The sequence below is a fragment of the Sinorhizobium prairiense genome (assembly GCF_029201645.2).
Taxonomy (GTDB): Bacteria; Pseudomonadota; Alphaproteobacteria; order Rhizobiales; family Rhizobiaceae; genus Sinorhizobium; species Sinorhizobium meliloti_A.
The window spans coordinates 1,001,822-1,025,704 of sequence record NZ_CP104133.1; the positions used below are offsets into that span (position 1 = coordinate 1,001,822).

At 62.3% G+C, this 23,883-nt stretch carries 24 protein-coding genes and 1 pseudogene; 18 read left to right on the top strand and 7 right to left on the bottom strand.

Annotation, left to right across the window (positions count from 1 at the left end):
* Positions 1 to 9 precede the first annotated feature (9 nt).
* The gene (locus N0Q91_RS27980) at positions 10 to 348 is read left to right on the top strand and encodes a slr1659 superfamily regulator (RefSeq protein ID WP_100672571.1); all 339 of its coding nucleotides are present in this window, start codon (positions 10 to 12) and stop codon (positions 346 to 348) included.
* A gap of 35 nt (positions 349 to 383) precedes the next feature.
* Here N0Q91_RS27980 and N0Q91_RS27985 read toward each other — a convergent pair whose 3' ends face one another.
* Positions 384 to 1,295 (bottom strand): SMP-30/gluconolactonase/LRE family protein, encoded by a 912-nt coding sequence (locus tag N0Q91_RS27985; RefSeq protein ID WP_275598790.1) that lies wholly within the window; start codon positions 1,293 to 1,295, stop codon positions 384 to 386.
* Between the two features lie 257 nt (positions 1,296 to 1,552).
* Here N0Q91_RS27985 and N0Q91_RS27990 point away from each other — a divergent pair, with 257 nt between their 5' ends.
* Positions 1,553 to 1,972 (top strand): DUF1236 domain-containing protein, encoded by a 420-nt coding sequence (locus N0Q91_RS27990; protein ID WP_275598791.1) that lies wholly within the window; start codon positions 1,553 to 1,555, stop codon positions 1,970 to 1,972.
* 106 nt (positions 1,973 to 2,078) lie between these two features.
* Here the strand turns inward: N0Q91_RS27990 and N0Q91_RS27995 are convergent, their stop codons facing one another.
* A complete protein-coding gene (locus N0Q91_RS27995; RefSeq protein WP_275598792.1) occupies positions 2,079 to 2,693 on the bottom strand; it encodes a TetR/AcrR family transcriptional regulator in 615 nt (204 codons plus the stop codon).
* 103 nt (positions 2,694 to 2,796) lie between these two features.
* On the opposite strand from N0Q91_RS27995, the gene N0Q91_RS28000 reads away from it, so the two are divergent.
* Positions 2,797 to 3,543, top strand: coding sequence for an SDR family NAD(P)-dependent oxidoreductase (locus tag N0Q91_RS28000; protein ID WP_275598793.1), 747 nt, complete (start codon positions 2,797 to 2,799; stop codon positions 3,541 to 3,543).
* A 79-nt stretch (positions 3,544 to 3,622) separates the two neighbouring features.
* Here the strand turns inward: N0Q91_RS28000 and N0Q91_RS28005 are convergent, their stop codons facing one another.
* Entirely contained in the window at positions 3,623 to 4,771 is a 1,149-nt protein-coding gene (locus tag N0Q91_RS28005; protein ID WP_275598794.1) for an AraC family transcriptional regulator, read from the bottom strand.
* A gap of 412 nt (positions 4,772 to 5,183) precedes the next feature.
* Between N0Q91_RS28005 and N0Q91_RS28010 the strand changes: the two genes are divergently transcribed.
* The 6 genes and pseudogenes from N0Q91_RS28010 (at position 5,184) to N0Q91_RS28035 (ending at position 11,122) form a co-directional block, all read left to right on the top strand.
* Complete coding sequence (locus N0Q91_RS28010) at positions 5,184 to 6,176, top strand: UDP-glucuronic acid decarboxylase family protein (RefSeq protein ID WP_275599747.1); 993 nt, start codon at positions 5,184 to 5,186, stop codon at positions 6,174 to 6,176.
* Positions 6,176 to 7,162: a UDP-glucose 4-epimerase GalE gene (galE, locus tag N0Q91_RS28015; RefSeq protein ID WP_275598795.1), complete on the top strand. Its 987-nt coding sequence runs from the start codon at positions 6,176 to 6,178 to the stop codon at positions 7,160 to 7,162. The genes N0Q91_RS28010 and galE overlap by 1 nt, the downstream gene beginning before the upstream one ends.
* The gene (locus N0Q91_RS28020; RefSeq protein WP_275598796.1) at positions 7,159 to 9,024 is read left to right on the top strand and encodes a glycosyltransferase family 2 protein; all 1,866 of its coding nucleotides are present in this window, start codon (positions 7,159 to 7,161) and stop codon (positions 9,022 to 9,024) included. The genes galE and N0Q91_RS28020 overlap by 4 nt, the downstream gene beginning before the upstream one ends.
* 4 nt (positions 9,025 to 9,028) lie before the next feature.
* Positions 9,029 to 9,640 carry a DUF995 domain-containing protein gene (locus N0Q91_RS28025; RefSeq protein WP_275598797.1) on the top strand — a complete coding sequence of 204 codons (612 nt, stop codon included), beginning with the start codon at positions 9,029 to 9,031 and terminating at the stop codon, positions 9,638 to 9,640.
* Positions 9,637 to 10,613: pseudogene (locus tag N0Q91_RS28030) on the top strand (glycoside hydrolase family 26 protein). Before N0Q91_RS28025 ends, N0Q91_RS28030 begins: the two are co-directional and overlap by 4 nt.
* Positions 10,613 to 11,122, top strand: a complete 510-nt coding sequence (locus N0Q91_RS28035; protein WP_275598798.1) for a DUF995 domain-containing protein — start codon at positions 10,613 to 10,615, stop codon at positions 11,120 to 11,122. The pseudogene N0Q91_RS28030 and the gene N0Q91_RS28035 overlap by 1 nt, the downstream one beginning before the upstream one ends.
* Positions 11,123 to 11,237: 115 nt before the next feature.
* Here N0Q91_RS28035 and N0Q91_RS28040 read toward each other — a convergent pair whose 3' ends face one another.
* Entirely contained in the window at positions 11,238 to 11,540 is a 303-nt protein-coding gene (locus N0Q91_RS28040) for a hypothetical protein (RefSeq protein WP_100672325.1), read from the bottom strand.
* A gap of 152 nt (positions 11,541 to 11,692) precedes the next feature.
* The gene (locus tag N0Q91_RS28045) at positions 11,693 to 12,763 is read right to left on the bottom strand and encodes an ROK family protein (RefSeq protein ID WP_275598799.1); all 1,071 of its coding nucleotides are present in this window, start codon (positions 12,761 to 12,763) and stop codon (positions 11,693 to 11,695) included.
* A 177-nt stretch (positions 12,764 to 12,940) separates the two neighbouring features.
* Between N0Q91_RS28045 and N0Q91_RS28050 the strand changes: the two genes are divergently transcribed.
* Positions 12,941 to 14,098: an osmoprotectant NAGGN system M42 family peptidase gene (locus N0Q91_RS28050; protein WP_275599748.1), complete on the top strand. Its 1,158-nt coding sequence runs from the start codon at positions 12,941 to 12,943 to the stop codon at positions 14,096 to 14,098.
* Positions 14,099 to 14,263: 165 nt separating this feature from the next.
* Here N0Q91_RS28050 and N0Q91_RS28055 read toward each other — a convergent pair whose 3' ends face one another.
* Positions 14,264 to 14,488, bottom strand: coding sequence for a DUF4287 domain-containing protein (locus N0Q91_RS28055; protein ID WP_275598800.1), 225 nt, complete (start codon positions 14,486 to 14,488; stop codon positions 14,264 to 14,266).
* Positions 14,485 to 14,970, bottom strand: coding sequence for a VOC family protein (locus N0Q91_RS28060; RefSeq protein ID WP_275598801.1), 486 nt, complete (start codon positions 14,968 to 14,970; stop codon positions 14,485 to 14,487). The genes N0Q91_RS28055 and N0Q91_RS28060 overlap by 4 nt, the downstream gene beginning before the upstream one ends.
* Before the next feature lie 226 nt (positions 14,971 to 15,196).
* Here N0Q91_RS28060 and N0Q91_RS28065 point away from each other — a divergent pair, with 226 nt between their 5' ends.
* The 8 genes from N0Q91_RS28065 (at position 15,197) to N0Q91_RS28100 (ending at position 23,882) form a co-directional block, all read left to right on the top strand.
* Complete coding sequence (locus tag N0Q91_RS28065) at positions 15,197 to 15,451, top strand: type II toxin-antitoxin system ParD family antitoxin (protein ID WP_275598802.1); 255 nt, start codon at positions 15,197 to 15,199, stop codon at positions 15,449 to 15,451.
* Positions 15,451 to 15,756: a type II toxin-antitoxin system RelE/ParE family toxin gene (locus tag N0Q91_RS28070; RefSeq protein ID WP_275598803.1), complete on the top strand. Its 306-nt coding sequence runs from the start codon at positions 15,451 to 15,453 to the stop codon at positions 15,754 to 15,756. Before N0Q91_RS28065 ends, N0Q91_RS28070 begins: the two co-directional genes overlap by 1 nt.
* A 254-nt stretch (positions 15,757 to 16,010) precedes the next feature.
* Positions 16,011 to 17,576, top strand: coding sequence for an ABC transporter substrate-binding protein (locus N0Q91_RS28075; RefSeq protein WP_275598804.1), 1,566 nt, complete (start codon positions 16,011 to 16,013; stop codon positions 17,574 to 17,576).
* A gap of 77 nt (positions 17,577 to 17,653) precedes the next feature.
* Complete coding sequence (locus tag N0Q91_RS28080; RefSeq protein WP_275598805.1) at positions 17,654 to 18,601, top strand: ABC transporter permease; 948 nt, start codon at positions 17,654 to 17,656, stop codon at positions 18,599 to 18,601.
* Positions 18,598 to 20,400, top strand: a complete 1,803-nt coding sequence (locus tag N0Q91_RS28085; RefSeq protein WP_275598806.1) for a dipeptide/oligopeptide/nickel ABC transporter permease/ATP-binding protein — start codon at positions 18,598 to 18,600, stop codon at positions 20,398 to 20,400. The genes N0Q91_RS28080 and N0Q91_RS28085 overlap by 4 nt, the downstream gene beginning before the upstream one ends.
* Positions 20,397 to 21,194, top strand: a complete 798-nt coding sequence (locus N0Q91_RS28090; RefSeq protein WP_127711384.1) for an ATP-binding cassette domain-containing protein — start codon at positions 20,397 to 20,399, stop codon at positions 21,192 to 21,194. Before N0Q91_RS28085 ends, N0Q91_RS28090 begins: the two co-directional genes overlap by 4 nt.
* A gap of 6 nt (positions 21,195 to 21,200) precedes the next feature.
* A complete protein-coding gene (locus N0Q91_RS28095) occupies positions 21,201 to 21,983 on the top strand; it encodes a FadR/GntR family transcriptional regulator (RefSeq protein ID WP_275598807.1) in 783 nt (260 codons plus the stop codon).
* Between the two features lie 123 nt (positions 21,984 to 22,106).
* Complete coding sequence (locus N0Q91_RS28100; RefSeq protein ID WP_275598808.1) at positions 22,107 to 23,882, top strand: N-acetylglutaminylglutamine amidotransferase; 1,776 nt, start codon at positions 22,107 to 22,109, stop codon at positions 23,880 to 23,882.
* The last annotated feature ends 1 nt before the right edge of the window (position 23,883 follow it).

Here is a 23,883-nt window from a genome sequence, read left to right on the forward strand (position 1 = left end):
AACGAAAACATGGAAATCAAGGAAGACGAATATCGCGTTTGGTCGGAAGACAAGGACATCTTTTTCGACGGGACGATGCGCTTGCCGAGCACCGAAGCCTACGCCCCGATTTTCTCCCTCGTAATGGATATGCTCGAAGCCGAGCCGGAGCGCATGACCGTGGATCTCACGGGGCTGCAGTTCCTCAATTCCTCCGGAATCAACCTGCTCGCGAAGCTCACCATCGAAGCGCGCAAGCGGCCGAACATCCAGTTTACCGTTCGCGGAAGCTCCGAGTTCCCCTGGCAGACGAAGTCCCTGCCGAACCTCAAGAAACTCCACCCCGGCGTCGATCTGAGGCTAAGCTGAAGGGCGCTCCCAAGTTCGAAGGCGTGCTGAGGGCATCACGGATACTGCACGCCGTTCGTTGCCGTGTAGATGGAATAGAGCGACCGGGTGGCCGTAATGAAGAGGCGGTTCTTCTTGGGACCGCCGAAGGTGAGGTTCGATACCGTCTGCGGCACGAGGATCTTGCCGAGCAGGGTGCCGTCGGTGTCGAAGCAATGCACTCCGTCGGCAGCACTGCACCAAAGATTTCCCGCCACGTCAAAACGGAAGCCGTCCGGATTGCCGTTGTCGATGGAACAGAAATAGCGGCCGTTTGCGAGAACGCCGCCAGCGGCGACGTCGAATACGCGAATATGGCGAGGAACCTCGTGCTTTGCAGATCCCGAGTCGGCAATAAAGAGCCGCGCCTCGTCCGGTGAGAAGGCGAGCCCGTTCGGCTGGATGAAATCGCTGACGACGGCCCTGATAGAGCCGGATAGAGGGTCGATGCGGTAGACGTTGCGTGTCGGCTGTTCCGGTTCCGCTTTGTGGCCCTCATAGTCAGATATGATGCCGTAGGTTGGATCGGTAAACCAGATCGAGCCGTCGGAGTGCACCACGGCATCGTTCGGCGAATTGAGCCGCTTTCCTTCATAACTGTCGGCGAGCACGGTGATGCGGCCGTCATGTTCCGTGCGGGTCACGCGCCGGCCGCCGTGCTCGCAGGAGATCAGGCGGCCCTGGCGGTCGCGCGTGTTGCCGTTTACGTAGTTCGAGGGGGAGCGGAAGACGGAAGCGCCGCCGTGCGGCGTCCACCGCATCATGCGTTGGTTCGGAATATCGCTCCAGATCAGGCAGTCGAGGTCGGAAAACCAGACCGGTCCTTCCGCCCAGCGGCAGCCGCGATAAAGTTCTTCGAGCGCTGCGCTGCCAACGATCAGCGAACGGAAACGTTCGTCGCGAATGTCGTAGAGCGGATTGTCGGCCAATGCTGTTCCTCCATTTCCCGAGAGCCTTCGGCGTGCGTGCGGGCAAATATCTCCGGCTGTAGGTTTCACTTATAGTGCGACACCGGCCTAAGGGAACCGGCGACACCCCATCGCCTGCATGGATTTCCTCCAGCAAGGCATTGAGGCGATTTCGCCAGCTCGCTGCGTGACGCATTCCGCCAAGCCACGGAACAACTCCTGAGCCCAACGGGTTGTTTGGCGGAAGGGACGCATTTCGCATAACGGGAGAATGCCTGATGAAAAATCTGATCGTCAAAGGTGCGCTTGTTCTGGGTCTCGGGCTCGGCTGCTTTGCTGCTCCAGCAGCAGCGCAGAGCACGACCAAGAACAGCACCGTAACCGGCGCAGCCGGCGGAGCTGCTGCAGGTGCAGTCATAGGAGGCCCTGTCGGGGCTGCCGTTGGTGGCGTTGCAGGAGCGGTCGCGGGTGCGGCGCTCGATCCGCCGCCGCCGAAGGTAATCGAGTATGTCGAGGCGCAGCCGCTTCCGGCAGAGCCGGTCGTCGTTCAACAGGAGATCGTAGTCGGAAAGCCGCTGCCTGAGACGGTGGTGGTCACGCCGATCCCGGACGATACGCGCTATGCCTATGCGGTTGTCAACGAGAAGCGCGTCATCGTCGAGCCGAAGAGCCGCACGGTGGTGCAGGTCGTTCAGTAAATCATGGATCTTAGACGCGTTCGAGCGGGAGAAGCCGCGTAGCCTTTCTTCTCCTGCTGTGTACCTCAAGCTTGCCCGGCGAGTATCCGAAGCCCGCCGGGCATTCCTATGACGAGGCGTTTTGCGTCAACACGCCCCAGGCGGCCATTGCGCCGTCGGCGACGTTTTTCAGCGCTTCATAGCTGCCGCCATCGCGCGCGAGGATCGACATTCCATGTTGTACCGTCGCATAAAAGGTCGCTACGGCCCCGGCATCCACCCCGTCGGGCAACTCGCCTCCGGCAATTGCAGCCTCCAGCCGGTGGCGTAGCTTATCGATGTTTTCCGTGCGGTGACGGGTCAACGCTTCGCAGACCGCTTTGGGAATCGCTGCCTGGTGAAGTCCTCCGAGCGCTATAAGGCAGCCGTTCGGGGTATCCGGCTGAGAATAGGCTTCGGCTGTCGCGAGAAGGAATCTCTTGACCGCTTCCCTTGCCGTCGGCGCTGTCTCCAGCGGCTCCCAGATTTCAGTGCCGACCGTTTGCGCGTAGAGCTCCATTGCCTCCAGGTAGAGCGCTTCCTTGCAGCCGAATGCGGCATAAAGGCTGGGCGCATTGATGCCCATGGCGGCGGTCAGCGCTGTCAGCGACGCGCCCTCGTATCCTTTCTCCCAAAACACCTGCATGGCGCGCATGAGCGCATCGGCACGATCGAAGCTGCGGGGCCGGCCTTTGTCGGACATCGATCAACTCTTTTCTGTAACGATCGATAAATATATCGCTTGACAGGCATTGGCAAGCTCGGGCAACATTTATGTATCGATCATTACAAAATGGAGTTTTCCGATGACATCGATCAGTTTGGGTGGAAAGACCGCTTTCGTTACCGGCGGCAGCAGGGGTATCGGCGCGGCTATCGCCAAGAGGCTTGCTCTGGAGGGGGCGGCGGTTGCGCTGACTTATGTGAATGCGGCCGACCAGGCGCAGGCGGTCGTGTCCGAGATCGAGCAGGCAGGCGGTCGCGCGGTAGCAATCCGCGCCGACAACCGCGACGCCGAAGCCATCGAGCAGGCCATTCGCCAGACAGTGGAAACCTTGGGCGGGCTGGACATACTGGTCAACAGCGCGGGCATCTGGCACTCGGCTCCTCTGGAGGAGACGACTGTCGCCGATTTCGACGAGGTGATGGCCGTCAATTTCCGTGCGCCCTTCGTGGCCATTCGTTCCGCGTCAAGGCATCTCGGTGACGGCGGCAGGATAATCACGATCGGCAGCAACCTGGCCGAACTCGTTCCCTGGCCGGGGATCAGCCTCTATTCGGCCAGCAAGGCTGCTCTGGCCGGCCTGACGAAAGGCCTGGCCCGTGACCTCGGACCGCGCGGGATCACCGTCAACATCGTTCATCCAGGCTCGACCAACACCGATATGAACCCGGCCGATGGCGACCATGCCGAAGCGCAACGGGAACGTATCGCCACCGGCAGCTACGGTGAGCCGCAGGACATTGCCGGACTCGTCGCCTGGCTGGCGGGGCCGCAAGGCAAGTTTGTCACCGGTGCTTCGCTGGTCATAGACGGCGGCGCCAACGCTTGATGCCGGAAACCCCGGCGATCATGACGGTGTCGATAGTCCATGACGCCCGAACATGTGCCACGGGTGCGCTGCTCATCCCTCATCCTTGAACCGACTTGAGCCAGTCGCCGATCGTCGCCCCGCGGTCCCGCTCCGGCGGGGCAACGGGCGTGGCGAGGCGTTCGGCGGCCGCAGCCTTACGGATTTCGCGCGGGCTCGCTCCGAATTCGTGGCTGAAGGCACGTGTGAAATTGGCGGCGAGGTCGAAACCGGCCGCTTCGGCGATCTCCGCGATGGGCCGGTTGTTCGTCGGATCGCTGAGCTCCGCGTGCGCCTGCAGGAGCCGACGTCTGCGGATATAGTTCAGCACGCCGCCGCTCGGCTCGAATAGCTGATAGAGACGGGTTCTGGAAATGCCCAGCTCCCGGCAGATGGCTTCGGGCGTCAGGTCGGCCGAGTGCAGGTTCAGGTGGATATATCGATGCGCCCGCTCCATCACTCCCATTTTCGCCTGGGAGCCTCCCGCATCCGGTCTCACCGCCGCCACGCAGGCGACCACCATGTCGCGTATCGTGCGAACGATGCGCGGCACTTCTTCCACGGTGATGTTGCCGAGGTTTTCTTCCATGCCGTTGATATAGTTCGCGAGCAGGTCGGCGAGGCTGCCGGACAAGACCGAATTGTTTGCACCCTCGAGCTTGCCCGCATCGTCCGCGAGCAGTTCATAGGGCATGAAGAGAAGGATAGATGCGGCATCCGTCATGCGCCCGCGATAGGGATAGCCGAGCGACCGGAAGAAGAACTCCCCCGGCCCCGTCTCGGTGACGCGGCGGTCGGCTTCTGTCCATGACCGGCCGCTGCGAAAGAGACCGACGTTCCAATGATCGATGGGGCTCGAGCGCAACATGGCCTGGGAGCGCTCGTAACTATGTGCCGGCGTCACCTGTTGAACGATCAGCAAATCGCCCAGATGCCAACCGGTCAGTTCGGCCGCAAAGCCGTCCTCTTCGGACACCCCATCGGGCAGGCGCACGTCCACGAGGGGCGCCATATGCGCCCGCCAGGATCTAAATTGCTCATGGGGCGGCAATTCACGGGTCGAGAATCGCGAAGGTACGAGCGCCGGCGACCTTTCGGCTGAACGGTCCTTTCGGGCTGCCGGATCGCGCGGCCATCGGCGCCGCTCCATATGGGCGGGCCAAGCAGGAACTTCGACGGGGTCATCTCCTGATCCGGAGTCCTTCGTCATGCAACCCTCCAGCGAAATGGATTGCCCGTCCGGGTGAGCCCGAAAGAGCGATTTACCCGAGCGGCGAGTCTGTCCCACCCTGACACAACTCGCCCCAGGGTGGAATCGAATCGTCGAGGTACACCTGCCAGTTTCCAGTTTATACCCCGTTATATGTAGAAATGCACGGCGGGATAACAATCGGGATTGGGTGATAACGACAATCCCCATCTGCTGCTTGTATTAAATACCTACAGTTGTTCCAAGCATTGCCCGAAAGTAATTAAGGTAGTTTCGAACGGTAAAGTTTCGATCACCAATTTATTGTGCCTGCTGTGGATGAATTTTAGAAGTTAGCAGATAGTGTGAGGATTATTCCGTGAACTATTTCACAAATGACTTCAGGGGTTCTGTCTTCGGTGCGAATGACGATATAGATTCATTGCGTCGCCGAAGCCTTCAAAAGAGAATACTTGTTACGGGCGGTGCCGGCTTTCTGGGCTCGCATCTTTGTGAGCTGCTTCTCGGCGCCGGGCACGAGGTCATTTGCCTCGACAACTTCTCGACGGGCCTGAGGCGCAATATCGCGCCGCTCAAGCGCTTCGATACCTTCCGCGTCATCGCCCACGACGTCGTGGAGCCGATCGACCTCGAGGTCGACGAGATCTACAACCTCGCATGCCCGGCATCGCCGCCGCATTACCAGGCAGACCCGATCCAGACGACGAAAACCTGCGTGATCGGCTCGCTCAACCTCCTCGATCTGGCCGCGCGTCGTGGCGCGCGCATCTTCCAGGCGTCCACATCGGAAATCTACGGCGACCCGCACGTCCACCCGCAGGTGGAAAGCTATTGGGGCAACGTCAATCCCTTCGGCCCGCGCTCCTGCTATGACGAGGGCAAGCGTTGCGCAGAGACCCTGTTCTTCGACTTCCACAAGTCCCATGGGGTCGAAATCAAGATCGTCCGTATCTTCAACACCTACGGCCCGCGGATGCGTCCGGATGACGGCCGTGTCGTTTCCAATTTTATCGTCCAGGCCCTTAAGGGTGAGGACATCACGATCTACGGCGACGGCTCGCAGACCCGTTCCTTCTGTTTCGTCGACGAGCTGATCGACGGCTTCGTCCGCCTCATGGCATCGCCGCCGTCCCTTACCGGACCGGTCAATCTCGGCAATCCGGCGGAATTCACGATCGGCGAACTCGCCGAAGAGGTGGTCCGATTGACCGGCTCGCGCTCGAAGATCGTCCGTCGGCCTCTGCCTGTCGACGATCCCCGCCAGCGCCGCCCGAACATCTCGCTCGCGACGGGAGAGCTCGGTTGGCGTCCGAAGGTCGATCTGGCCGAGGGTCTTGCGCACACGATCCGCTATTTCGACGACCTTCTCTCCCGGTCGATACGGGAAAGCGCGGAGCTGGTCTGATGGTTGCGCCACGTATCCTCGTCACCGGTGGTGCCGGCTATATCGGCAGTCACACCGCGAAGCTTCTGCGCCTGGAGGGCATGGAGCCCGTCGTCTACGACAATCTGTCGACCGGAAACCGTTCCGCCGTGCGCTGGGGACCATTCATTCAGGGAGATATCCTGGAGGGCCGCCACCTGATCGAGGCCATCGAGGCCTATCAGCCGGACGCCGTCATCCACTTCGCCGCATCCGCCTATGTCGGCGAATCCGTCGCCGATCCTGCGAAATACTACAACAACAATGTCGGCGGCACGCTGTCGCTCCTCGATGCATGCCGCCAGACGGGTGTCGACAAGGTGATCTTCTCATCGAGCTGCGCCACCTATGGCGTACCGGCGTTGCTGCCTATCGATGAAGCGACGCCGCAGGCACCGATCAACCCCTATGGCAAGACGAAACTGATGGCCGAGCACATGCTCGCCGACTATGCGGCCGCCTTTGCGCTGAATTACGTCTCGTTGCGCTATTTCAACGCATGTGGCGCTGATCCTGAGGGCGACCTCGGCGAATGGCACGACCCGGAAACGCACCTCATTCCGCGGGCTCTGATGGCCGCGGCAGGCCGCATTCCGCATCTGGAGATTTTCGGCGAGGACTACGACACCCCGGACGGAACCTGCGTGCGTGACTATATTCACGTGGCCGATCTTGCGAGCGCCCATGTGCTGGCATACCGGCATCTCGCCAAAGGCGGCGGCAACCTCGCGCTCAACGTCGGTTCCGGCCGCGGCTTCTCGATAAAGGAAGTCCTGCGGACGATCGGCGAAATTACCGGGCATAACGTCCCGGTCGTATTTCGCCGGCGTCGTGCCGGAGATCCGCCGGCGCTTTATGCGGATGCCGGGCTTGCCTGCCGGACGCTCGGCTTCCTGCCGCGATATTCCGATCTCGAGACGATCGTGCGAACCGCCGCCCCGTTCTTCGGGCTGGAGGTGCGGTCATGACCGTCCTTTCCGCCAACGAGCCGACGCGCATTTCCGAAGACGGTGAGCCGCGGCTTGTGCCTGTGCTCACGCGCGGACGCCGGATGGAGTTTCTGCTCGGCGCGGGGCTCTGGGTCGCGGCGCTCGTCCATTTCTGGTCCTGGTGGCTGGAGCCGCGCCATCACGTTGACGCTTTGGGCAGTGCCATCGTGACTTCGGTCCTTGCCTGGGTCACCCTGCTGCCGGCCTATTTCATTGCCGTCTTTTATGGCGCGTTGAAACCGAACGGGCCGTTGCGGCTCCCGGCCGCCAGTCGCATTGCCATGGTCGTCACCAAGGCACCGTCGGAACCCTTTTCCGTCGTCGCCGAGACATTGGAGGCGATGCTTGCGCAGGACGTGCCGCACGACACCTGGCTTGCAGACGAGGATCCGTCCGAAGCGACGCTCGACTGGTGCCGCAGCCATGGCGTCCTCGTCTCCACCCGCAAGGGCCGGGCAGATTATCACCGGGCCACATGGCCACGGCGCACCCGCTGCAAGGAAGGCAATCTCGCCTTCTTCTACGATCACTACGGTTATGACCGGTACGATTTCGTGGCCCAGCTCGATGCCGACCACGTCCCCGCACCCGGGTACCTCTTCGAAATGCTGCGCCCATTTGCCGACCCGGAAGTGGGTTACGTCTCCGCGCCGAGCATCTGCGACCGCAATGCTTCAGAAAGCTGGTCGGCGCGCGGCCGCCTCCATGCGGAGGCGAGCATGCACGGTGCTCTCCAGGCCGGATACAATGGCGGGCTCGCGCCGCTCTGCATCGGCTCTCACTACGCGGTGCGCACGGCTGCCCTCAAGGAGATCGGCGGTCTCGGCCCGGAGCTTGCCGAAGACCATTCGACGACATTGATGATGAATGCGGCAGGCTGGCGCGGCATTCACGCGCTCGACGCGATCGCGCATGGCGACGGGCCGCGCACCTTTGCCGACCTGGTGACCCAGGAGTTCCAGTGGTCGCGCAGTCTCGTGATGCTCCTGCTGCAGTATTCGCCGCGTCTCGTCGGCCGGCTGCCGCTGCGACTGAAGTTCCAGTTCCTCTTCTCGCAGCTCTGGTATCCGCTCTTCGCGTGCTTCATGGCGCTGATGTTTGCAATGCCGATCGTCGCCCTTGCGCGCGGCGAGACCTTTGTCGCCGTGACCTATCCGGAGTTTCTGGCCTATTTCGCGCCGCTCTCGATCATCCTCGTCCTGCTGGCCTATCGCTGGCGGGCAACCGGCGCCTTCAGGCCTTACGACGCGAAGATCCTGAGCTGGGAGTGCATGCTCTTCCTGTTTGCGCGCTGGCCCTGGGCGCTTGCCGGTACGCTGGCCGCTCTGCGCGATTGGCTGACCGGGTCCTTCGTGGATTTCCGTGTCACGCCGAAGGGATCATCCGAGGTCGATCCGCTGCCCCTTCGCGTGCTCGCGCCCTACTTTTTCCTGGCGGTCGCGGCCGCCCTACCGGTCCTGCTCGTCGAAGATGCCGCGAAGGCCAAGGGATTCTACCTCTTCGCGATCCTCAATGCGGCAATTTACTGCCTGCTTCTGCTGGTCATCGTCCTGCGGCATTCGAGAGAAAACGCCGTTGGCACCGCCTCCCGTTTCTATCGTCCCGCAATAGCGGCCGGGCTCCTGGCGGTCGTCGCACTGCCCGGCATTGCGACTGCCGAACACGGGAAGGACGGGCTCGAGGCGCTTGCATGGGGCAGTGGGCACCTGCGCATCTTCGAGGAGCGTTATGCGGTGGCCGGAGCCGGGCAGGGCGGTACGGCATTGCGCAAGATCGTCTTCCGGCCACGCTGGATTTCCGCCCCTGCGGAACAGCGGGACGGCAACTCTAAGAGGGGATAGGAACATGAAAGTGAAAGTCCCATTCTTCGGGAGAGAGGGCCGCGGCACCCGACATGCGCTGCCCGGCCGGCGCTTCGCCCTTGGCATGTTGGCCGTCCTTGCCCTCTGCCAATCACCGGCGTCCGCGGAAGTTGCCGTTCCCGAAAAGGCCCGCACCATGACGGGCGTCGAGCTCTACATGATCTTCCAGGACAAGACCTGGAAATGGGAGAGCGGCGCCGGCCGGATGGACCGTGAAGGCCGCGCCTTCCGGGCCTGGGCGCAATCACCCACGGGGGAGAGCTGGGCCGAAGGCCGCTGGAGTGTGAATGACCGCGGCCAACTCTGCCTGACGGCCGTGTGGCACAGCCAGGGTGCCGCCGCCCGCGACAAGACCTGCTTCAGCCACCGTACGCTCGACGGAACCATCTACCAGAAGAGGGAGCCGTCCGGCGACTGGTACGTCTTCAGACATGCCAGGACGCAGGCAGACGACGAGTTCAACCGGCTGGTCAGAGAGGATCTGGTCGCCGCCAAGCTCACAGCCTTCAAGGAGCGTATCGAGGGCCAAGTGAAGGAAACAAAGAATAGCGTTGGCCGGCAAGCCGGGATGAACGCGGTTGGAGGTGTTCGATGAACAGGAAATCCAAGGCCATTACCTTTGCATCTCTCGGTCTGTTGCTGTCGGGTACCGTGCTCGCGGCCAACATGCCGCGGGGCATCCCCGAACCGAACTCGCCGACGATGGCGACACCATCGGACAAGCGGCCCGTCCTGACGGAGAACTCGATCGATTTCGGCGCTTACGATCCCCACGGCGACTTCGGCGCGCCGGGCAGCTCGAAGATCGAGCATCTCTTCCTGCCCTGGGAAGACGTCGATCTGTCGACACTGACGCTTGCCGACGACTATGCCCAAGCCCGCGGCCGTTCGCTCATGATCACAGTCGAACCCTGGTCATGGTCGCCCGAGTGGCGCGTGACCGAAGGGGAGCTCCTGCGTTCGATCCTGAGCGGCGAACGCGACGAGAACATGGCGCAGGTCTGCTCCGCCGCCGCTGCCCTCAAGAGTCCCGTGATCATCCGCTGGGGCCAGGAAATGGACGAAACCGACAACCAGTTCTCCTGGTCCCATTGGGGGGCGACGACTTCAAGGCAGCCTATCGCCGCGTGGTGACTGTTTGCCGCAGCCACCTGAAGCACGCGAAGTTCATGTGGTCGCCCAAAGGCAACGAGGGTCTGGAAGCCTTCTATCCGGGTGACGATGTCGTCGATATCGTCGGGCTTTCGGTATTCGGTTACCAGCCCTACGATCGGGGCACGACCGGGCGCGATCAGACATTCGCGGAGCGGCTGGCGCCCGGATACGGCCGGGTGATGAACTTCGGCAAGCCGATCATGGTCGCCGAGCTCGGCTATGAGGGCGATGGTACATACGCAGCAAGCTGGGCGGCGTCGGTCGCCGAGCGGCACGCCGAATTCCCGCAGCTGACAGCCGTAGTCTATTTCAACGATCGCGAGATCTATGACTGGCCGCAGGGCTACGGCCGCCCCGATTGGCGGGTGGTCCGCGAAACCATTAGCGGGCAGGTGCCCGATGGAGGCATGTGATGAAATCGATATCCCGAGGAATACCTTTGGCAATCGCGCTGGCTGCCAGCATAGCCGGTGCTTCGTTCGCCGAGGCCGCCACTGCGCGCCCGGAGAGGAAGGCAACTCCGCTGACGCACGCGGAACTGCTCCAACTCTACGGCCAGAAATCCTGGATATGGAAAGAGGGAGCGGGCTATTTCTCGGTGCAGGCGCGCCGGTTTACCGCCTGGTCCAAGGAGAACGGCAAACCGTCCTATGGGGTCGGCCGCTGGTTCATCACCGGCCCGGGGAAACTCTGCTTCCGCGCCGAATGGCACGCCAGGGATGGCTCGGCGCCGGCGACGACCTGCTTCAGCCACGCCAAGCGGGGTGGCGTGATCTATCAAAGGCGAGAGCCGGACGGCACCTGGTACGTCTTCAAGAACGCACGGGTGAGGCCAGATGACGAATTCGCCAAGCTTCGACGCGGCAATTACGTGGGCGCGAGCCTGAGCCGCATCGAGGCGAGACTCGGCCGGGTCGAGTAACCCCGGCCGGGAAGGGGTTGCGCGGCTGGCCGATGTCAGCAGTTCAAACCGGCTCCGCAGATGAGCCCGGCGTCGAAAGGCCCGCAACCCCGCCCCACGCTTTTTCGGAAAACGCTCAGCGAAGGAAACAGCGCGAGGTGCTGCCGAAGCCGCTGGGCGTGCAGACATAGGGAGCCCGCCCGAGATAGGCCGAGCGCACGAGTTTGGGCGTTTTTTGCGTGACCGCTTGCTTGCCCGGCGCGGGCTTTCTTTCCGGCAAAGGATAGCCGACTTCCCTGGCGATCGAAGCGGTCGTTTCCTGGCTGACCGTCGAGGAGCAGCCCCAGGTGGTCACGGCGAGCATGACGGCAAGGGTGCTGCGGGCGACGGTTTTGCGGGCTTCGAACAGTCCGGCCAATGCTTTCGACTTTACCTTCACAATCGGAACTCCCCGTTTTTTGCTTGTGAAGGAAGGTTAGCCGAAAGCCTTTAACTCACGGTCGAGGAAAAGCCGACAATTCGCCGGGATTGCGCATCAGGCGCTTAACCATTCGGGCACTCACGGCGGCCCGGAAGCTGCCGCGCGGCTGCTCAATTTTCGGCCTTGTTGCTGAAATGCGCGTTGCCGAGGCCGGTCCCGATCGTTAGGATCCCCCAGCTCGATGCATTCTGCACGAACGGTATCTGAGACAGACCTTGCACGACGGCGTCGTTGTGCATGATCACGAAGGTCTCGTGATCGCCGATCTGCGGAATGGCGTCCTTGAGCGCGGCAGGCAGGTTGAAATGCTCGCTTTCCCAGTTGCCGCCCGGGAGGTTCTGGCCGCCGCGAAGGATCGAGCCGTCTTCGTTGATCAAGCCGGGGCAGGCCACGCCGATGACCGGCGCCGGCGCAAGGTCCGCCTTGTCCGCCTTGGCTATAAGCTTCTCGATCATGCCGATGAGCTCCTCGATGGTCGTGCTCCTGTTGGGCTTGTCATCCGCATGTCGCCAGATATCCGATTTCCAGACCTTTGCCTTGGAGAGGTCGGTTTCATCCTTCAGGTGCAGCTCGACTATGCCCACGCGAATATTGGTGCCGCCGATGTCGATGGCCAGGATCGCCTTGTGGCCCTTCAGCATCCAGGCGGGCATGAGATGCGCGGCGCCGATGAGCCCGGCATCATCCGGATGGTGAACGATGGGGGAGAGTTCGATCTTGATGCCTTCAGCCTTCAGCAGCACCATTGCGCGGGCAATGGCCAATTCGCCCGCTGCGCTTCCCCGGAAGCCTCCGCCGATGACGACGCGCTGCGTATTTTTCCAGTTCTTTTGTTGGAGGAACCGTTCGAGAACGCTGGCGAGCTCGCCGGCGAATTCGTCGACCGCACCCATGATCAGCGCGGCCGCCTCCTTGTCGTCGCCGCGCAGAAGGGCATCGACCTGCTTTTTGGACAGATCCTGGGTCAGGGCCTGGCCCAGCGGATCGTCGCCGCCCTTGCGCACGCGTTTGCGCCAGGCGTCGAGCTTTTCCTGGAAGGCAAATTTGTTGGCCCTGTCGCCAAGGAAGCCGTCGCCGTCACGCAGCTCCAGATTATAATCGTCGACCGTCACCGACGGCAGATTGCTGGCGCCATGAATGAGCGGGACGCCGTTTCGTTTTTCGTTCGCGGATTTGCCCACGCAACCTCCCGAGTGACGCCTGGCCTGGCCTTGCCGAATAGCTGAGTACCTTACAACGTGGCGGGCGGTGCGATGTTCCCGTCCGCGATTTTCGAGACGCGCGTGACGATCTGCGGGAGCGCGCGTCGCTTCGGCAACATTGTTGACGCAGGCATCCATGATTGCGACAACGCATTCATGCAGACACCGATCAATATAGACCCGGACTATCTCACCAGCCGGCTGAAAGCTCTGCTCGACATTGCGAGCCCGACCGGTTTCACCGACGAGGCGGTGCGCTACACGGCGCGCGAACTCGAGCGTCTCGGCCTGGAAGTCAAGCTGACCCGCCGGGGTGCGATCCGCGCTCTTCGGCCGGGGGCCGCCGAGCGCCCGGCCCGCGGGATCGTCTCGCACCTGGACACCCTCGGCGCGCAGGTGAAGGCGCTGAAGGAAAACGGCCGCCTCGAACTGGTATCGATCGGGCACTGGTCCGCACGGTTCGCGGAGGGGGCCCGCGCCTCGATCTTTTCCGGCAAGGGCACCTATCGCGGTTCAATTCTCCCGCTGAAAGCCTCCGGTCACACTTTCAACGAGGAGGTCGACACGCAGCCGACGGGCTGGCGTCATATCGAGCTGCGCGTCGATGCGCTCGCACGCGACCGGAACGACCTGGTGCAGCTCGGAATAGACGTCGGCGACATCGTCGCCATCGATCCGCAGCCCGAATTCCTCGAGAACGGGTTCATCGTTTCGCGGCATCTCGACGACAAGGCGGGGGTCGCCATCATGCTTGCGGCGCTCGAGGCCATGCAGCGCGAGAAGGTGGAAACGCCGGTCGATACCTATTGGCTCTTCACCATCGGCGAGGAAGTGGGTGTGGGCGCGTCAGCGGCAATCGTCCCGGAAATCGCCTCGCTGGTGGCGATAGACAACGGCACGACCGCGCCAGGCCAGAATTCGGACGAGTTCGGCGTGACGCTCGCGATGGCGGACCAGACGGGACCTTTCGACTATCACCTTTCGAAAAAACTTTACGAGCTTTGCGGCGAACATGGCATCCGCGTCCAGAAGGACGTCTTCCGCTACTATCGTTCCGATGCCGCTTCGGCCGTCGAGGCGGGGCACGACGTCCGCACGGCGCTTCTCACCTTCGGTGTCGACGCGTCGCACGGCTACGAGCGTATCCATCTCCATGCGCTGATGTCCGTCGCGAAGCTTGCGGTGTATTATGCGGCAAGCGAGGTCCAGATCGAGCGCGACGCAGAGGAGGTCTCCGGCCTTCGGGGCTTTACCCGGCAGAAGGTACGACAGGCCGAGCAGGATTTGAAGGCGGACGAGCCGGACGTATCCTGAGCGCCATCCACACGGCAACGGCAACCATCATCAGGCTTTCGGTCAGCGAGACGCTCGATCCACCTTGGCTGCCAGGCCTGCCGGTAGCGCGGACAGCAGCTGCCGATTGCCGGATTATTTTGCCTCTGCGACCGGCAAACCTATCGCAAGTCGACAGTTCCAAATTCACCGTGGAACAGGAGTCTCGTCTTCCACGAGAGTGTACGCGACGATCGCATTTGCATGGCCGTGGCCAATTCCGTGTTCGCTCTTCAGCATAGCGACGAGTTCCATGTGCTTCGCTGGATAGTGCATCCGCACGAGCGCTTGCCAATCACTGATCGGACGGCCGTATGTCTTCTCGATCGATGGAAAATAGGAAGCCGGTCCTTTGATCTTGTCGGCGGTCATAGCGTGTCAGCCCCTTTTCGTGCCGCATCGATCGCAGCTACGTCGATTTTCCTCATCGACATCATCGCGTCGAATGCGCGTTTTGCCTGTTCGCCACCAGCCGTAAGCGCGTCCATTAGAGTGCGAGGTGTGATCTGCCAGGATACGCCCCACTTATCCTTGCACCAGCCGCATTCGCTTTCCTGACCGCCATTGCCGACGATGGCGTTCCAATAGCGGTCTGTTTCTTCCTGATCCTCGGTGCTGATCTGGAATGAGAAAGCTTCGCTGTGCTTGAATGTGGGGCCGCCGTTCAATCCGACGCATGCGACACCTGCCACCGTGAACTCGACGACCAACACGTCTCCCTCTTCTCCGTCGGGGTATTTGCCGGGCGCGCGGATGATGGCTCCGATCTTGCTGTCTGGGAAGGTGTCCGCATAGAAGCGGGCGGCTTCCTCGGCGTCCTTGTCGTACCATAGACAAATGGTGTTCTTAGACATCGCGTCGTCCTCCTGGTCGTTGTGCTTCAGATCGAAATCCCGACCTGATGATACGAAGACGCACCAGCCGCCGCCGATCCGACATCATCGTCAAAAAAATCGCTACGCTCTTTTGACCGACCTCGTTTGGCGGGCCGAACGCCTCGGGAAGTCGGGGCGCCGTGTTCGAAAAGGGTGTTCAAAACTATCAAAACTTGATAGTATCGAAGCCGAAAGGGAAGTTCCAATGCCAGCCAGTTACAGCATCGGCCAATACTACGAAGACCTGGTACGCGATCTAGTCGAGAGTGGCCGCTATGCCAGCGCGAGCGAGGTCGTGCGCGACGGTTTGCGCCTTCTTGAGGAACGCGAGGAACAGCGCCAAACACGCCTCCAAGCCCTTCGGGCGGAAATTGCCAAGGGCGCCGAGAGCGGCTCCGGCATTCCTGCCGATGAAGTCTTTGATCGCCTTGAAGTAAAATACCGTGAAAGCCGTTCCTAGTGGCTGTTACATTTGCCCCTGCCGCCGCGCAGGATTTGCAAGAGATCGCAGACTACATTCACATCGACAATCCGGCCGCGGCCTATCGGTTCGTCACCGAGTTGCGCGCCCGTTGCAACGGATTGGCCATTGCTCCGCGTAGTGGAGCACCCCGGCCGGAATTGCGCGTGGGCCTGCGTTCGGTTCCGTTTCGCCGTTACGTTGTGTTTTACACTGCTACCGGCGACGATGTGCGGATAGAACGCATCTTGCACAGTGCCCGCGACATTGGGGGCGTGTTGGGAGAGGGCGCGGACTGGTATTAGTCCTGCCATCCTCCTGGAATTCGCCGGATGCGATTGCTCGACCTGCTGAGCAAGTACGCGGACCTGGTCAATCTCTCGCTACCTCTGCCTTTGCCGGCTCCCCGGGAAGCCCGCGGTCGTCCACCGGAAGGCTTGCGGGACGTTCGGCCCTCCTGGAGGGCCAAAATTCAATCATGATAAATTATTGCAACGTGAAGATTTATCGTTATAAATACATCCTCGCGAACTGAAGCCAAATCGAAAGGATCTTCCCCATGAAGAGGCTGTTTCGGAGCGCCATCGCCTTGGCCGCTCTTGCTTTTGCAGGGGCTGCCGCCGCGCCGGCCGCAGCGCAGACTCCGCCCGACGTTCTCGTCGTCGGCCAGATTGCCGAGCCGCAGTCTCTGGACCCGCATACGGTGACCGCAACCAACGACTTCCGCATCCTGGTCAACGTCTATGACGGCCTCGTCCGTTTCAAGGACGGGACATTGGAGGTTGAGCCGGCGCTTGCGGAAAGCTGGAAAATCTCGGATGACGGCAAGGCTTATACGTTCAAGCTAAGACAGGGCGTGAAGTTCCACGACGGTTCCGATTTCGATGCCGAGGCGGTGAAGTTCAACTTCGACCGCATGCTGAAGAAGGACCATCCATTCTACGACACCGGGCCATTCCCGCTTTCCTTCAACTTCGCCTCCGTCGAAGCGGTCAATGTGCTGGATGAGCATACGGTCGAGTTCAGGCTCAGCGAAGCCTTTGCGCCGTTCCTTTCCAATCTTGCCTATCCCACGGGTCTGATCGTTTCCCCCGCCGCCGTGGAAAATCATGGCAAGGAATATGGCCGCAGCCCGTCGGGGACCGGCCCGTTCAAGTTCGTGGAGTGGCTGTCGAACCAGCGCGTCGTCGTAGAGCGCAATCCGGACTACTGGGATGGCGCCGCGAAGCTTCAGGCCGTCGTCTTCCGTCCCATCACCGACGCCAACACCCGTGTCGCCGAGATGATGGCCGGCGGTATCGACGTGATGGTGGAGGTGCCGCCGGACAATCTCGCTACCTTTGAGCAGGATGCCAATTTCGCCGTGGCCGAGCAGGCGGGGCCGCATGTCTGGTTCGCCATCCTGAACACAAAGGAGGGGCCTTTTGCGGATAAGCGCGTGCGCCAGGCGGCCAATTATGCGGTGAACAAGCAAACGCTGGTGGACGACGTGCTGCAGGGAACGGCGACGGTCGCGGCCGGCCCGATACCGCCGGCCTTCAACTGGGTGGAAAGCTCGGTGGAACCCTATGCCCATGATCCCGAAAAGGCCAAGGCACTGCTCGCGGAAGCCGGCGTCGAAAATCCGCAGGTGACGTTCTACGTTACCGAAGGCGGCTCGGGCATGCTCGATCCGATCACCATGGGTGCAGCGATCCAGGCGGATCTCCAGGCTGTGGGCTTCAAGGTCAAGATTGAGACCTACGAGTGGAACACCTTCCTTGGCCGCGTAAATCCCGGCCTCGAGGGCAAGGCGGACATGGCCGAGATGGCCTGGATGACAAACGATCCGGATACCGTTCCCTATCTGACGTTGCGCACCGATGCCATGCCCGACAAGGGAGGCTTCAACTCCGGCTACTATTCCAATCCGCAGCTGGACGAGCTTCTGGAAAAGGCGCGCAGGTCCACCGACCAGGCCGAACGGGGCAAGCTCTATGGCGAGGTCCAGTCGATCGTGCATGACGATGCGCCGTGGCTTTTCGTCGCCAACTGGAAGCAGAACGCGGTGACCACCGCCGCGGTCAAGGGGTTCAAGCTGCAGCCCTCCTTCCTCCTCGATCTCCATGACGTGACGAAAGAGTAGATCGCGCACCCGGAACGGCCACCGGCATGTTCGTTCTGCCGGTGGCGACCAACACGGACCTCCCGGGAGGGTTATCCATGCAGGCCTATATCCTGAAGCGGCTTGTTGCCGTGGTGCCCGTCCTGTTCGGGCTTTCCATCATCGTCTTTCTCGTCATGGCTCTGATCCCTGGCGACACGGCGACGGCCATTCTCGGCTCCTATGCGACGCCGGAAAACGTCGACCGCATCAATCGTGACCTCGGGCTCGATAAACCGGTGGTGCAGCAATACGCGATCTGGATCGGCAACGTGCTGCAGGGCGACTTCGGCCGGTCCTTCGCGCTGAACCGCCCCGTGCTCGACGAGGTGCTGGAACGGTTTCAGGCGACGCTGGTGCTGACCGGCGTATCGCTGGTCCTGTGCTCGGTGATCGGGCTTTTCGCGGGTGTGATTTCAGCCGTACGCCAGTTCGGCTGGGCCGACCGCATCATCACCTTCTTCGTACTGGCCGGCATCTCCACGCCGTCCTTCTGGCTCGGGCTGCTGCTCATCTACCTCTTCGCCGTTCATTGGCGCATCCTGCCGGCCTCCGGCATGTACGCCGTCTACGGCGGGGGTGACCTCAAGGATCTGCTGCTCCATCTGATCTTGCCGGCGGCCACGCTCGCCGTCGTTGCCGCAGGCGTCATAGCGAGGCTGACGCGTGGAGCGATGCTGGAGGTTCTGAGGCAGGACTATGTGCGCACGGCTCGCGCCAAGGGCCTGTCCGAGCGGCGTGTGATCTACGCCCATGCCTTCCGCGCGGCGCTGGTCAGCGTCGTTCCCGCGATCGGCATCCAGGCGGGCTTCGTGCTGGGCGGCGCCGTCTATGTCGAGACGGTGTTTCAGTGGCCCGGAATCGGCGCGATGCTCGTGAAGGCGATTTCGACGCGCGATATCCTGCTGGTGCAGGGCGGCGTGCTGGTCGTTGCGGCGAGCTACGTGCTGTTCAACCTTCTCGCCGACATCATCCAGTCCATGCTCGATCCGAGGATTCGTACATGAGCGCGCTGGTAGCATCGCCGGCTCCGCCGAGCGGGCCGGCACGGATCACCTCCTGGCACCTGTTGCTCAACAACCGGCTCGCAGCGGCGGGGCTCGTGCTGCTCGGACTGATCCTGTTGCTGATCGTTCTGGTCCCGGTCCTCCCGCTTCCGGACCCGGATGCGACGGCACCTGCCGACCGGTTGAAGCCTGTGCTGACCGCCGGGCATCTTCTCGGCACGGATCAGCTCGGCCGGGACATTCTGAGCCGCCTGCTTTGGGGCACGCGGGTCTCGATCGCGGTCGGTTTCGCCGCCACCCTCATTGCCGCCGGGATTGGATCGGCCATCGGTATCGTCGCCGGTTACGCCGGCGGGCGCACCGACAATGCGATGATGCGCGGCATCGACATGCTTATGGCTTTTCCCTACATCCTGCTGGCGCTCGCGATCGTCGCCGCCCTCGGGCCTGGACTGATGAACGCGCTTTATGCGATCGCTCTCGTAAATATCCCGTTCTTCGCCCGGAACGTGCGCGGCGTGACGCTCGGCTACGCCCATCGCGAATTCGTCGACGCGGCGCGGCTCTCCGGCAAGGGACATCTGTCGATCATTCTCACCGAGGTTCTGCCCAACGTTATGCCCGTCATCGTCATCACCATGTCGACGACGGCAGGCTGGATGATCCTCGAGACGGCCGGGCTCAGCTTCCTCGGCCTCGGCGCGCAGCCGCCGCAGGCCGATCTCGGCTCCATGCTGGGAGAGGGCCGAGCGCAGCTCTTCACGGCTCCGCATGTCTCGATCGTGCCGGGCGTGATGATTTTCCTGATCGTCATCAGCCTGAACGTTTTAGGTGATGGGATCCGCGACGTGTTGGACCCGCGGCTTCGCTCTGGCGCTCTTGCGCGGCCGGGGCCGGTGACCGAAGTTGCCCCCGGCCGCGCCGCGCCGGCAAACACGGCGGAGGGTGCTTCCCTCGCGATCCAGAAGCTGGAAACGGGTTTTCGGCGGGGAAAGGAGATAATCCCCGCAGTTCGAGACGTCTCGCTGCATGTGAAGCCCGGTGAATGCCTCGGGCTCATCGGCGAGAGCGGCTCGGGCAAGAGCGTCACCGCCTTGTCCGTCATGGGGCTCGTGGCCTCGCCGCCGGGTGTGATCCGCAACGGTGCGATCTATCTCGGAGACGACGATGTGCTTTCCATGCCTGAAGCCAGGCTGATCGCGAACCGCGGCAGCCGGGTCGCCTACGTGTTCCAGGACCCGCTCACGACGCTGCATCCGATGTATCCTGTCGGGCGGCAGGTGGAGGAGGCGATCGCAGCGCATCAGCCGGTCAGGGCGGCCGAGCGGCGGGAAAAAGCCGTCGCGCTCCTGGAAAAGGTGGGAATCCCGGACGCTCGCGAGCGGTCGGTGCATTATCCTCACCAGCTTTCCGGCGGTCAGCGTCAGCGAGTTGGCATCGCCATGGCGCTCGCCAACGATCCGGAGATCATCATTGCGGACGAGCCGACGACCGCGCTGGACGTGACCGTTCAGGCCCGCATTCTGGAGCTCCTGCGCGATCTCCAGCGCGAGCGGGGCATGGCGCTGCTGTTCATCACCCACGACTTCGGCATCGTTTCGGAATTCTGCGACCGCGTTGCCGTGATGAAGGATGGCGAAATCGTCGAAACCGGTAAGACGCGGGAGGTTCTCGACAATCCGCAGCATGCCTATACGAAGCGGCTGATCGCCTGCGTGCCCGAGCTCGGAACGGGCGAGCGTTTCCTGGATCGTGTCGGCGAACTTTTTGCCGGCAGCAAGGCGGAGGTGGCGCAATGACGGGTGCTGCCATTCAGGTTCGGGACCTTTCCAAGACCTTCGGCGGAGGCCGCAGCCTTTTCGGCAAGGCGAAGCATGAAACAAGGGCGGTAAAGGCGGTGTCGCTGGATGTCGCGCGGGGCGAGACGCTCGCCGTCGTCGGCGAAAGCGGGTCCGGCAAGAGCACGCTTGCGCGCATGCTCGTCGGCCTCGAGGAGCCGACATCCGGCAGCATGCTGATCGCAGGCAGGGATGCGGCGGCGCTGCGGCGATCCGGCCCGAGGGCCTTCGGCAAGACGATCCAATATGTCTTCCAGGATCCGGTCGCTTCGCTGAACCCGCGCAAGACGATTCACGATATCCTGGAGACGCCGCTGAAGCTTTTGTGCGGCTACGAAGCCCCCCGCCGTCGCGCCCGGATGCAGGAGCTGCTTCACGCGGTGCAGATGCCGGAGGATACGCTCTCGCGCTACCCGCACGAGTTTTCCGGCGGACAGGCACAGCGGATCGCGATCGCCCGGGCGCTGGCGACGGAGGCCGAGATCATCGTGCTCGACGAGCCGGTGAGCGCGCTCGACGTGTCCATCCAGGCGCAGGTCCTGCTTCTGTTGCGCGATTTGAAACAGCGCTTCGGCCTTTCCTATCTGTTCATCAGCCACGATCTGGCGGTGGTCGAGGCGATCTCCGACCGGGTGGCGGTGATGTATTTCGGCGAGGTGGTCGAGACGGCACCGGCCGCCCGCCTTTTTACCGACCCTGAGCACGCCTATACACGACAGCTTGTCGCCAGCGCGCCACGCATCAGGAAAGAGTGACGGTTCATGCCAGTGGTCATCGAAAAGAAAAAGGAAGCCGGTGGAGACGGCCAGCGTCTCTTCGTCCCGGCCGAGCGCACGAAACGCAGACCTGAGGCGATCGCCGACAGGATCAAGGATTACATCCGCCTGGAAGGATTGGGGCCGGGGGACCGGCTTCCGCAGGAGCGCGACCTGATCGACACCTTCAAGGCGGCCAAGGGGACCATACGCGAGGCGATGAAAGCGCTGGAGACGCAGGGCCTCGTCTTCACGCGCAGCGGTCCGGGAGGCGGGGCATTCGTCGCCAAGCCGTCGGCGCGGCACGCCATGGAGCTTCTGTCGACACATTTCTTTTTCGATCAGCCGAGCATTTCCGACATATACGCCATGCGCAAGATGCTGGAGCCGGAGGTGGCGGCGCTCGTTGCCGGCAGGGTGACGCGGGAGGAACTCATCGCCCTCGAAAATACGATCCGCATTTACGATCATCCCCCCGCCGATCTGGACGAGCAGTATCGTCAGCGCGTCGCCGAGCTCGATTTTCATTCGATGCTGGCGCAACTCTGCCCGAATCCGCTTCTCGGCTTCGTCTGCGGCCTCATGCACAATCTGCTGCGCGAACTCCCGGCCGCACGGGCGATCTATGCCGACCCGACGTCGCTTTCGCGCGAAACGGGCTTATCCTTCCAGTATCGGCTCATGGCCGCCCTTAAGGACGGGCGGTCGGAGGATGCGCGCGCGATCGCCGCCGAGCATATGGCTTTCGCCGAAAGCTACATGCTCGAACGTGCAGCCGCGACCAAGTGACGCCCATGGCGGAACTGTCGGCCCGGTGGGGCATTGGGTTTTCATAGCGACGTCAGGGCCGCGGATCGATCCGCGGCCCTGACGTCGCGTCTTGTATCAACAATGGAGGTTTCGACCCGGTTCATGTGTGGAATTTGTGGAGAAGTCAGGTTCGATGGCGGTTCGCCGTCGGTTACGGCAGTCTCGATCATGGCGGACGTCCTTGCCCCTCGCGGGCCGGATGCGTCGGGCGTGGTGGTGCGCGGGAATGTCGGGTTGGGACATCGGCGATTGCGTATCCTCGACCTCTCCGACAAGTCGCAGCAGCCCATGGTCGATCCTGACCTCGGCCTTTCGCTCGTCTTCAACGGCTGCATCTACAATTTCCGCGAATTGAGGTCGGCGCTTGAAGAGAAGGGTTACAGATTCTTTTCGTCAGGTGATACCGAGGTCATCCTGAAGGCATGGCATGCATGGGGCGAGGAATGCGTCTCGCGCTTCCATGGCATGTTCGCCTTCGTCATTCACGAGCGTGACAGCGGACGTGTCGTCATGGCGCGCGACCGTTTCGGCATCAAGCCGCTCTATATCGCCGAAGTCCAAGGCGCCTTGCGCTTCGCTTCCGCCTTGCCCGCGCTCGTCAAGGCGGGTGGCGTCGACACCTCGATCGACGTGGCTGCGCTCCACAATTACATGACCTTCCACGCGGTCGTGCCGCCGCCGCGCACGATCCTGAACGGCGTGCGCAAGCTGCCGCCTGCGACCCTTCGCGTCTATCAGCGCGACGGGAGCTTCAAGGACCGGCGCTATTGGGATCCGCCCTATCGCCGCCAGGCAGGCGACGCAGCCATTAGGCGCGAGGAATGGCAGGAGCAGCTTTTGGACGCGCTGCGCATTGCCGTCAAGCGACGCATGATCGCCGACGTGCCGGTCGGCGTGCTTCTTTCCGGCGGCGTCGATTCCAGCCTGATCGTCGGGCTGCTCGCGGAAGCGGGCCAGCGCGGCCTCATGAGCTTTTCCGTCGGCTTCGAGGAGGCGAACGGCGAAAAGGGCGACGAATTCGTCTATTCGGACCTGATCGCCGGCCACTTCGGTACGGATCATCGCAAGATATTCGTCCCGTCCGCCGATCTGATGGGGGCCTTGCCCGGGACCATCGCCGCAATGTCCGAACCGATGGTCTCCTATGACAATGTCGGCTTCTATCTGCTCTCGAAGGAAGTTTCGAAGCACGTCAAGGTCGTACAGTCTGGACAGGGTGCGGACGAGGTCTTCGGCGGTTACCACTGGTACCCGCCGCTGATGAACTCCAACGACGTCGTGGCGGATTACGGCAAGGCCTTCCGCGACCGTTCCCACGCGATCCTGGCCACCCAGTTGTCGGATTCCTGGATTGCCGACCACGACGTGAGCGGCGACCTGCTGAACGAGCATCTCCTGCGCGAGGGCGCCGATACGCCCGTCGATCAGGCGCTCCGCCTCGACAGCAACGTCATGCTCGTCGACGATCCCGTGAAGCGCGTCGACAATATGACCATGGCCTGGGGCCTGGAAGCGCGCGTGCCTTTCCTCGACCACGAGCTGGTGGAACTTGCCGCCCGCATGCCGCCGGAGGAAAAGCTGCGGGACGGCGGCAAGGGCATTCTGAAGGACGTGGCGCGCCGGATCATTCCGAGCGAGGTCATCGACCGCAAGAAGGGCTATTTCCCCGTGCCGCAGCTCAAATATATCGCCGGTCCGTATCTCGACCTGATCCGCGACACCTTGCGCTCTCGGAAGGCGCGTGAGCGGGGCATCTTCAGAGAAGCTTATCTCGACCGCCTGTTCGAAGCGCCGTCGGATCACATCACGCCGCTACGCGGCTCCGAGCTGTGGCAGGTCGGACTGCTTGAAATGTGGCTTGAAGCGCAGGGGGTGTAGC